The organism is Kitasatospora sp. NPDC058184 (genome assembly GCF_042883725.1).
Classification (GTDB): domain Bacteria; phylum Actinomycetota; class Actinomycetes; order Streptomycetales; family Streptomycetaceae; genus Kitasatospora.
This window is the reverse complement of the sequence record NZ_JBHVVE010000001.1, coordinates 45,566-54,523: the sequence shown is the minus strand read 5'-3', so window position 1 is coordinate 54,523 and position 8,958 is coordinate 45,566. Positions and strand designations below refer to the sequence as shown.

10 protein-coding genes are annotated in these 8,958 nt (G+C 72.0%); 3 read left to right on the top strand and 7 right to left on the bottom strand.

Features of this window, described 5'->3' with window-relative positions:
* Positions 1 to 3: 3 nt before the first annotated feature.
* The 5 genes from ACFVXH_RS00235 to ACFVXH_RS00215 form a co-directional block, all read right to left on the bottom strand.
* Entirely contained in the window at positions 4 to 255 is a 252-nt protein-coding gene (locus tag ACFVXH_RS00235; RefSeq protein WP_049651481.1) for an acyl carrier protein, read from the bottom strand.
* Between the two features lie 3 nt (positions 256 to 258).
* Positions 259 to 1,095: an ACP S-malonyltransferase gene (locus ACFVXH_RS00230; protein ID WP_387819861.1), complete on the bottom strand. Its 837-nt coding sequence runs from the start codon at positions 1,093 to 1,095 to the stop codon at positions 259 to 261.
* A gap of 74 nt (positions 1,096 to 1,169) precedes the next feature.
* The gene (locus ACFVXH_RS00225; protein WP_387819240.1) at positions 1,170 to 2,084 is read right to left on the bottom strand and encodes a LysR family transcriptional regulator; all 915 of its coding nucleotides are present in this window, start codon (positions 2,082 to 2,084) and stop codon (positions 1,170 to 1,172) included.
* Positions 2,085 to 2,683: 599 nt separating this feature from the next.
* A complete protein-coding gene (locus ACFVXH_RS00220; RefSeq protein ID WP_049651484.1) occupies positions 2,684 to 4,216 on the bottom strand; it encodes an MFS transporter in 1,533 nt (510 codons plus the stop codon).
* Positions 4,217 to 4,398: 182 nt separating this feature from the next.
* Positions 4,399 to 5,076: a TetR/AcrR family transcriptional regulator gene (locus ACFVXH_RS00215; protein ID WP_049651485.1), complete on the bottom strand. Its 678-nt coding sequence runs from the start codon at positions 5,074 to 5,076 to the stop codon at positions 4,399 to 4,401.
* Between the two features lie 219 nt (positions 5,077 to 5,295).
* Between ACFVXH_RS00215 and ACFVXH_RS00210 the strand changes: the two genes are divergently transcribed.
* On the top strand, positions 5,296 to 5,877 hold the full coding sequence (locus ACFVXH_RS00210; protein ID WP_380739792.1) for a Uma2 family endonuclease: 582 nt from the start codon (positions 5,296 to 5,298) through the stop codon (positions 5,875 to 5,877).
* A gap of 122 nt (positions 5,878 to 5,999) precedes the next feature.
* Positions 6,000 to 6,788 (top strand): VOC family protein, encoded by a 789-nt coding sequence (locus ACFVXH_RS00205; RefSeq protein WP_387819237.1) that lies wholly within the window; start codon positions 6,000 to 6,002, stop codon positions 6,786 to 6,788.
* 71 nt (positions 6,789 to 6,859) lie between these two features.
* Here ACFVXH_RS00205 and ACFVXH_RS00200 read toward each other — a convergent pair whose 3' ends face one another.
* Positions 6,860 to 7,318 (bottom strand): hemerythrin domain-containing protein, encoded by a 459-nt coding sequence (locus tag ACFVXH_RS00200; RefSeq protein ID WP_074002297.1) that lies wholly within the window; start codon positions 7,316 to 7,318, stop codon positions 6,860 to 6,862.
* 125 nt (positions 7,319 to 7,443) lie between these two features.
* A complete protein-coding gene (locus ACFVXH_RS00195; protein ID WP_387819235.1) occupies positions 7,444 to 8,040 on the bottom strand; it encodes a TIGR03086 family metal-binding protein in 597 nt (198 codons plus the stop codon).
* 211 nt (positions 8,041 to 8,251) lie between these two features.
* Between ACFVXH_RS00195 and ACFVXH_RS00190 the strand changes: the two genes are divergently transcribed.
* On the top strand, positions 8,252 to 8,821 hold the full coding sequence (locus ACFVXH_RS00190) for a DoxX family protein (RefSeq protein ID WP_049651490.1): 570 nt from the start codon (positions 8,252 to 8,254) through the stop codon (positions 8,819 to 8,821).
* Positions 8,822 to 8,958: the final 137 nt, after the last annotated feature.

Below are 8,958 nucleotides of genomic sequence, written 5' to 3'. Positions count from 1 at the left end.
CCCCTATTCCCCGGCGAGCTTCTTCTGGACGAATTCATCGATCGCGTTGAGCGATACGAGGACGTTCATGAGGATCTCGTCGCCGTCGAGGGCCAGCGAGAACTCGGACTCCAGGAAGCGCATCATCCTGACGTAGCCGAAGGAGTCGATGACCCCGGCCTTGAACAGGTCGGTGTCCGGGGTGGTCTCATCGTCGAACTCGAAGAGGAAGCGCTCCTCCAGGTACGTCCGGATCGTGTCCGTCGTCGATTCCATCGTTCAGGCTCCAGACGTGATTTTGTCGACCATGCGGGTGAGGGAGGTGCCCCCGATCTCGGTGAACTCCACGTCGTCGTCCCGGTCGAGGAGACTTCGTACGCAGTCGGTCCAGCGCACCGGGGCGACGAGCTGTTCGGCCAGCAGCCGGGCGGTCTCCTCCGGCCGGTGCGGCCGGGCGGTGACATTGGAGACGACCGGGGTGCGGGGTGCGGCGAATGCGAAGCCGGTGAGGAATTCCGCGAAGCGCACGCGGGCGGGCTCCATGTAGCGGGAGTGGAAGGGCGCGCTCACCCTCAGGCGGGCGACCCGGATCCCGTTCTCCTCCAGGCATGCGACCGCGGCGGCCAGCACGGGGGGAGTGGCCGCGATGACGAGTTGTGACGGGGTGTTCAGGCCGGCGATGTCGACGCCGTCGATCCCGTGCTCGGCGAGGAGCTCCAGCAGCCGTTCCTCGGGGGTGTCCAGGACGGCGGCCATGCCCCCGTCGGAGGCCGCGGCCATGAGCTCGCCGCGCTTGGCGACCAGCCGGAGCCCGGTCTCGAAGTCGAACACCCCGGCGGCCAGCAGGGCGTTGTACTCGCCGAGGCTGTGCCCCAGGTAGACGTCCGCCGGGCGGTCCTCCCGGTGGGTGCGCTCGAAACCGTGCAGGGCGTTGACGACGAAGATCGCCGGCTGGGTGTACTCGGTCCGGCCGAGCAGGCCGTCCGGGTCCTTGGTGCACAGGGCGGCGAGGTCGTACCCCAGCAGGTCGGAGGCGAATCCGACCAGTCCTGGGTAGCGTTCGAGGACCTCGGCGCCCATTCCCTTGTGCTGGCTGCCCTGGCCGGCGAAGAGCATGGCGAACACGGCATTCCTCCGACGGGTGTCGCGGGGATGAGGGGGTGTGGCGAGAAGGGGGCGCGCGCCCGGTCTCACAGACGGCAGGTCGGGACGACCGACCTGAGCACGTTCAGGACCGCGCGGCCGCGCCGGTCGAGGGCGAGGCCGGGGGCGGCGGCCACGCCGAGCGACGCGGTCGGCGCGTCCCCGGCGAGTTCGACCGAGCGGATCCGGCCGCCGTCCAGCGTCGTGGCCCGGTGGGCGCGCTGGTGGACGAGGGCGAACCCGCACCCGGCGGCCACCAGGCCGCGGACGGTCTCCGGCCCGGTGGCGGTGACCACCGGTGGCAGCGGGACGCCGACGTCGGCGAAGAACTTCTCGAAGTGGAGCAGCAGCGGCGGGTCGTCGAGGGCGACGAACGGCCGCTCGGCGAGCTCGGCCAGGCGGACGGGGTCGGCCCGGCCGCACGGGTCGTCGTCCGCGACGAGCGCCCGCATGGGCAGCTCGGCCAGCGGGACGAACCGGGAGCCGCCGCTCAGGAAGTCGTAGGTGACGGCCAGTTCGCACTGCCCGTCCCGGAGCAGGGCCAGCAGCCGGTCGGCCGGTTCCTCCCGGGTGGTCAGCCGCAGGCCCGCGTGGCGTTCCGCGGTGATCCGGTGGGTCTGGGGGAGCAGGAACGGGGCGACCGGGGTGAGGAACCCGACGCCGAGCCGGCCTTCGATGCCGCCGGCCAGCGCGTCCCCCCGCTCCTGGAGGCTCCTGGCCTGTCCCAGCAGCGCGCGGGCGCCGAGGAGCAGGTCCCGCCCGTTCGGGGTGAGGGTGACCCCGCGGGCGTGGTGGCGCAGCAGCAGCTGCACGCCGAGTTGGCGTTCCAGCCGCATGATGGCCGAGGAGACGGTCGATTGCGAGGCTCTGAGCTTCTCGGCCGCTTCCGAGATGTTTCCGAGTTCGGCCGATTCCACGAAATAGCGCAACTGCGTGAGGCTGAAGTCCAGGCGGTCGGTCATTCTTCACGTCCGGAGTGATTTCTCGGTCGGTCGGATCGTGTGGGCGCCGTTCGCGCGCGTTCCGGCCGCTTCAGGTCCGGTGCGCGTTCCGGGGCGATCGTCTGGGCGTACGCGGCGCGGTTCCGGCGCCGGGACAGTGGAACCGTGGCAGGCGGTACCGGTCGTACGTGTGCGATGGCGACATGGCGGGGCTCTTCTCTGGCTTCGGGAGCGAGGAGAACACTGTCGAGCGGGTATCGCGAAACGCTGTGTGTCATGCGCGTGTCAAGAAAGTAAAAAGCGCAGGCCGGAGGGTCGTGGCCAGGAGTGTGCAGGAAGGTTCAAGGGTGCACACGGAACGAAGCGCTTCGCTCACCTTAGGCGACAGGTTGACCGTGGAACAAGGTCGCCCTGGGGCCGGGATGTGAGGAACTCGCGGGCGTATCCGGTGGGCCGGATTCCGCGGGCCGGACCGTACGGGGACGTCCGAGGCCGGACCGTCCGGGACCGTCCGGGGTCGGATCGTCCCGGGGTGTCCCGGGCGGAAACGGCGTGCGGCCCGCCCGGTGTCGTGGAGGACACCGGACGGGCCGCGTACGCACCCGAGCAACCCCTGCGCGTCAGTGCACCAGCACCGGCACGTCGTTCTCGGCCGCCGAGCCCGCGTCCGAGCCCGTCGAGGCACCCGGCCGGCCGGCGTTGATGAAGGTGAAGGCGACGACGCCGGCCGCCACCAGGATCCCGAAGGACACCCAGATCGCGGTCGAGAAGCCGTGCACCATGCCCTGGAACTGCAGCACCTTGGCGGCCTCCGGCGAGGCGGCGGCCGCGGCGGTGGCGTGCGAGGCCAGCCAGCCGGTGGTCGCACTGGCCGCGATGGTGTTCAGCAGCGCGGTGCCGATGGCGCCGCCGACCTGCTGCGAGGTGTTGACCATCGCCGAGGCCACACCCGCGTCGCGCGGCTGGACGCCGTGCGTGGCGAGGCTCATGGCCGGCATGAACGCGGTGCCCATGCCGAGGCCCATCAGGACCAGGCCCGGCAGGATCAGCGCCGGGTAGGAGGTGTCCAGGCTGATGTGGGTCAGCAGGAACATGCCGGCCGAGGCGACCAGGAAGCCGGGCGCCATCAGGTAGCGGGCCGGGACCCGGGTCATCAGCCGGGCGCCGATCTGGGTCGAGCCGGTGATCATGCCCGCCACCATCGGCAGGAAGGCCACGCCGGTCAGCACCGGGCTGTAGCCGAGCACGATCTGCAGGTAGTAGGTCAGGAAGAGGAACAGACCGAACATGCCGATCACGGCCATGCCCAGCGACAGGTACACCCCGCCGCGGTTGCGGTCGAGCACCACGCGCAGGGGCAGCAGCGGGGCCTTGACCCGGAGCTCCACCAGCACGAAGGCGGCCAGCAGCACGGCGGCCGCGACGAACAGGCCGATGGTGGTGCCGGACGACCAGCCGTCCGACTCGGCGCGGGTGAAGCCGTAGACCAGCGAGACCAGGCCGGTGGTCACCAGCAGAACGCCGGGGACGTCCAGCCGGTTGCGGTTGCGGCCCTCGGCGGGCTCGCGGATCACCATCACGGCGCCGACGGCGGCCACGATGGCGAACGGGATGTTGACGAAGAAGGTCCAGCGCCAGTTCATGTACTCGGTGAGCAGGCCGCCGAGGATCAGACCGATGGCGCCACCGCCACCGGCGATCGCACCGTAGATGCCGAAGGCCTTGGCGCGCTCCTTGGCCTCGGTGAAGGTCACCGCGAGCAGCGACAGCGCGGCCGGCGCGAGCAGCGCGCCGAACACGCCCTGGAGTGCGCGGGCGCCCAGCAGCATCGCGGTGTTGGCCGCGGCGCCGCCGAGCGCGGAGGCCAGCGCGAAGCCGGTCAGGCCGACGATGAAGGTCCGCTTGCGGCCCCAGAGGTCCGCGATCCGGCCGCCGAACAGCAGCAGCCCGCCGAAGGCCAGCGCGTAGGCGGTGATCACCCACTGGCGGTTGCCGTCGGAGATGCCCAGGTCCCGCTGTGCGGACGGCAGGGCGATGTTCACGATGGTCGCGTCGAGGACGACCATCAGCTGGGCGAGGCCGATGAATATCAGCGCCTTCCAGCGCCGGGGATCGGGCAGCGTCGCCGGTCGGGCGGCGTCGGTTCGAGACATGGGGGTACTCACTTCACGGTGCGTGTGGTGTGCGTGAACGGTCGGGTGCCGTGCGGCGGGCACGGCGGGTCGCCGCACCGGGAGGGTGCGGTGGCAGGGCGCGCCGGGGCACGGCGGCGCGCGCCCGGACGGCTGGTACTGGTCGGGCCCCTACTGGCAGGGGGTCGGTACTGGTGGGTCGGTCAGTTCTGGGGCTGGAAGTCCTCGAAGGTCGCGGCCCGGCCGGGCAGCACCGAAGGAGCCGGTGCGCGCAGGCCGTCCAGGAAGATCTGCAGGTGCCGGTGGACGAAGTCGTCGAGCAGTCGGCAGGCGGTGTTCGGCAGTGGCCGGGTCAGCTGGCTCATCGCGATGAACAGGTCACCGTGGTCGACGTCCGACCGCAGCTCGCCCGCGGCCCGGGCGCGCTCCATCAGCCCGCCCACGGCGGCCTGCAGGCGCTCCCGGATCTCGGTCAACTCCGGGTCGTACAGGTCGACATGGTTGCTGAACAGGGTGCACAGACCGCCGACCTTCTCCCCGACGGACGCGTGCGCGAACCGCTGGAGGGCGTCGAACGGCCCACTGCCGTCAGGGGCGTCCGCCTCCGCCGTCGCCGTCTCGGCGAGGGCCAGGATGCGGTTCTTGACGAGCACCGCCACCTCGCGGATCAGCGCCACCCGGTCCGGGAAGTTCCGGTACAGCGTGGCATTGCCGACCCCCGCCCGCTTCGCGATCTCGTCCAGCGGCGCGTCCGCACCGTACTCGACGAACGCCTCCCGGGCCGCCAGCACGATCCGCTCCCGGTTCCGGCTCGCGTCCGCACGCAACTTCGGCGTACGTGCGCTCCCCGCGGGACGGACCGACTCGGCGGTGGTGGTCACGACGACTGCTCCTCATCAGGATACCGGGGAAAATCTCCCCGCTTCTTCCAACGTACTCGGAAACGGGGAATCCGTCCCCGGAATTTCCCCTGGTCATGTGACCTGCGTCACATGAGCAGGGGGTTGGCGGGCTCGGCTATCGTCAAGCCAGGACGGCCCGTAACCACTCGCCGGGGACCTCGTTGACCCGGAGGGTGTCCAGGCGAAGGAGGAAGGCCCGTGACTGCGATCTCCGAGCGCCCGCAGATGCTGCCCGAGCAGTTCGAGGAGTTCGCCCGGCATCTGGGCCGAACCGTCGAAGGCATCCGGCTGGAGTTCATCAACGGGAAGTTGGGGATCAAGCCCGTGCCAGACGGCGACCACGGCCGCATCGTCCAGTGGCTCCTTCGGATCTGCATCCAGGCTCGGCCGGAGCTCTTCCTTCATGACCAAGGGCTGAGGCTTGAGGGCTACCGGGACGGGCGCGCCCGTCCCGACGGCACACTCGCGGATGCCGACGCCTTCGTGGGGTACGGAGACTGGGCGCCGACCAGCGAGGTCCTGATGGTTGCGGAGGTCACTTCCTACGACTCCGACACCGACCGTCGCGACCGGGTCGAGAAGCCCCGCGCCTACGCCGAGGCCGGCATCCCCGTCTACCTGCTGATCGACCGGGACTCCGCGGAGATCATCGTCCACAGTCAGCCCGACGGCGTCCGCTACGAGACCGTTCACACCCTGCCGTTCGGCAAGGCCGTCCGCCTCCCCGACCCGGTGGGCATCTCCCTGGACACCGAGCCCCTCAAGAACTGGGTGCGCTGATCCCGGGCATGGCTTCCCCGGGGCGGTGAGGGTGGCGCCCTAGGCTGTGGGCGTCCCGGGCGGCCGGTGGGCCGTGGGAGTCGGGAGGGGCCCGGCGGCCGGGTGGGCGGAGGAGGTTCGCGATGGGCAGCGGTGAGACGGTCGCCCGGGTGCGCTGTGTGGCGGCCGTGCCGTGCTGGGTGAGCCTGATGGCCCCGGACCTGGAGGACGCGAAGACGTTCTACGGCCCGCTGCTCGGCTGGGAGTTCGAGCCCGGGCCGGACCGCCTCGGCCCGTACGTGCACGCGGTGACCGGCGGGGAGGCGGTGGCCGGGCTGGGCGTCGCCGGTGTCGGGGCGGTTCCGCTCGCGTGGACCAGTTACTTCGGGACGGAGAGCGCCGACGCCGCCGCCGACGCGGTGCGGGAGCGCGGCGCGACCCTGGCGGTCGGCCCGCTGGCCTTCGACGCCGGACGGGTGGCCTTCGCGGCGGACCCGGCGGGCGCGGTGTTCGGCATCTGGGAGGGCCCGCTGGGCCGGGCCCGGAAGCTGGACCTGCCCGGGGCGCCGGTCTGGATCGAGCTGCGCACCCCGGACCCGTTCGCGGCGGCGTTGTTCTACGGTGAGGTGTTCCGCTGGGACGGCCGCGACCCGGAGCGCTTCGACGTCCGCTGGGAGCACGACCGGGTGGTGCTGCGCGCCGAGGGCCACAGTGTCGCGGCGCTGGCCAAGGAGCAGGCCGGCGGCCCGGCCGGGATGCCGCCGCACTGGGAGGTGTCCTTCGCCGTCCCGGACACGGACCGGGCGGTCGCCCGGGCCGCGGAGCTGGGCGGCGGGGCGCTCGGGCCGGCCTTCGACTCCCCGTACGGGCGGGTGGCCCGGCTGCGGGACCGCGAGGGCGCCCGGTTCGCGGTGATCAGCCCGAAGCATTGATCCGGCCCGGAGGAATGATCCGGCCTGAAGGAATGAGCGGGCCCGGAGGGACGGGCCGGCGGCTCGGCTGATCAGTCCGGGGCGTCCAGTTCGGCCCGCTCCGCCCGCAGCCGGTCGCCCAGCGCGGTGCGGGCGGCCGCGGGCAGGGCCTTGCGGGCGGCCGGGAACAGCTGCTCCTCTTCCCCCCGCAGGTGCCGCCGCAGGGTTTCGGCGAGGCCGCGGAGCAGGGTGTCGAAGGCCGGTTCGGCCGGTCCGAGCCCCTGGAGGTCGGCGAGGTACTGCCCGATCGCCAGGTGGTCGTGGATGCTGCGGAAGACCAGGGCCCCGCCGTCGGGCACGTCGTGCTGGACCACCGGGAAGAGGTGTTCCTCCTCGGCGGCGCAGTGGGTGAAGAGGAGGTCGGTCAGCCGGGCCACCAGCTCGCCGCGTCCGGGGTCGCCGGCCGGTGCGGCCTCGATCCGGTCGAGCAGTTCGGTGACCGCCCGGTGGTCGGCGGTGAACTCGCCGAGGATGTCAGGCCTGCGGCTCATGGCCCGCCCGCCTCTCGCACGGAAGACTTCCCCCGCTGTCTTCCAGTATCCGGCGCCGGGCCGCCCGCCCGGAGGCGCGCTCCGCCGACCCCCCGTAGTGCCCGCTCACCCTCCGTGGGTCCCGGTCACCCCCCGTCCCGCCGCCCGGTGAGGGCGAGCAGCCGGGTCTGCGGGTCGGCGTCCTCGGGCACCGGCAGCGGCGGGTCGAAGAGCCCGCTGCCGGAGAGGTCCCCGTACCCGGCGAACTCGCCGAGCGCGAACCCGACGAGCCCGTCGGGGAGCCGGGTGTGCCGTCCGATGCCCTCGGCGAGGTCCCAGGAGTGGATCACCAGGTCGGTGGTGAGCTGGTCCAGGTAGTACTGCCCCGAGGTGTCCCCGAAGGAGAGGTGGACGGTCAGCTCGGTGGCGCCGGGGACGGCCCAGGCCTCCCGGGCGGCCGCGGCGGCGTCGGTCCAGGCGGTGACGGGGTCGTCGCCGAGCACGTCGCCGTCGAAGCGCTCGCCGACCTCGCCGACGGTGGCGCCCATCAGCAGTTCGGGCACCCAGAGCTGTTCGCCGGTGAGGTGGTTGACGAGGTCGCGGACGGACCAGTCGCTGCACGGGGTGGGGGAGTCCCACTGTTTGGGAGTGATCAGTCGGACGCGCTCGCCGAAGGCGTCCAGCGCCTCGGGGTACGGGGTGCCGGTCCGGGTCTCCCGTCGGTGTTGCCTGTGGTGGGCCATGTCTCCACCCTCTCCGGCCGGGGCGGGGCCCGCGAGTCGCCGACGGCCCGTCAGTTGTTCAAATTCGAACTTCGGGGTACGGTCGGTGAAGCGGCGGTTCAAATTTGAACAATGGCGCCGGGTGACGATCCCTGCCTGCCGCACCACCACAACCCTTGACCGTGTCCGGCCGCGCCGGACGACGACCGAACCCCGATCGATGGAGACGCGCATGCCGAGCAGCAGCCCGAGCACGACCGCCGCCACCACCACCGTCAGCCCGACCCGGGACACCGCCGGGTCCGCGACGACCTCCCCGCACGCCTACGACGCCGGACTCCTGCTCCTGCGCCTGGCCCTCGGCCTGACCATGGCCGCGCACGGCAGCCAGAAGCTGTTCGGCTGGTTCGGCGGCGGCGGGATCGACGGCACCGGTCAGTTCTTCACCATGAGCGGCTACCCGGCCGGCAACGCCATGGCCGTGGTGGCCGGCCTCACCGAGACGCTGGGCGGACTCGCCCTCGCCGTCGGCCTGCTGACCCCGCTGGCGGGCGCCGCGATCGTCGGCACGATGGTCAACGCGATAGCCGTCACCTGGGGCGGCGGCTTCTTCGCCCCGAAGGGCAGCGAGTACGAGCTGCTGCTGACCGCCGGTGCCGCCGCGCTCGCCCTGACCGGCCCCGGCCGCTATGCCGTGGACCGCTTCCTGCCGGTGCTGCGGGCGCACCGCCTGGCGTACGGCGCGGCCGCCGTCGTGGTCGGCCTGGTGACGGCGGGCGTGATCCTGCTGCTCCGCAAGTAGCCGGAATCCGGCGGTAGTCGGTTCCACCGATCCGCGGGCCCGAAGGGCATGGTGACGACGACGTCGCCATGCCCTTCCGCTTTTCCGGATGGGTAGGGCTTGGGTAAAGGCCTTCACAATGATGTGTGATGTGTGCA

Excerpts from the sequence above, each read along its gene's own strand:
- ACFVXH_RS00235 (WP_049651481.1), bottom strand. The coding sequence starts at position 255 with ATGGAATCGACGACGGACACGATCCGGACGTACCTGGAGGAGCGCTTC.
- ACFVXH_RS00230 (WP_387819861.1), bottom strand. The coding sequence starts at position 1,095 with ATGCTCTTCGCCGGCCAGGGCAGCCAGCACAAGGGAATGGGCGCCGAG.
- ACFVXH_RS00225 (WP_387819240.1), bottom strand. The coding sequence starts at position 2,084 with ATGACCGACCGCCTGGACTTCAGCCTCACGCAGTTGCGCTATTTCGTG.
- ACFVXH_RS00220 (WP_049651484.1), bottom strand. The coding sequence starts at position 4,216 with ATGTCTCGAACCGACGCCGCCCGACCGGCGACGCTGCCCGATCCCCGG.
- ACFVXH_RS00205 (WP_387819237.1), top strand. The coding sequence starts at position 6,000 with ATGGGCAGCGGTGAGACGGTCGCCCGGGTGCGCTGTGTGGCGGCCGTG.
- ACFVXH_RS00200 (WP_074002297.1), bottom strand. The coding sequence starts at position 7,318 with ATGAGCCGCAGGCCTGACATCCTCGGCGAGTTCACCGCCGACCACCGG.
- ACFVXH_RS00195 (WP_387819235.1), bottom strand. The coding sequence starts at position 8,040 with ATGGCCCACCACAGGCAACACCGACGGGAGACCCGGACCGGCACCCCG.
- ACFVXH_RS00190 (WP_049651490.1), top strand. The coding sequence starts at position 8,252 with ATGCCGAGCAGCAGCCCGAGCACGACCGCCGCCACCACCACCGTCAGC.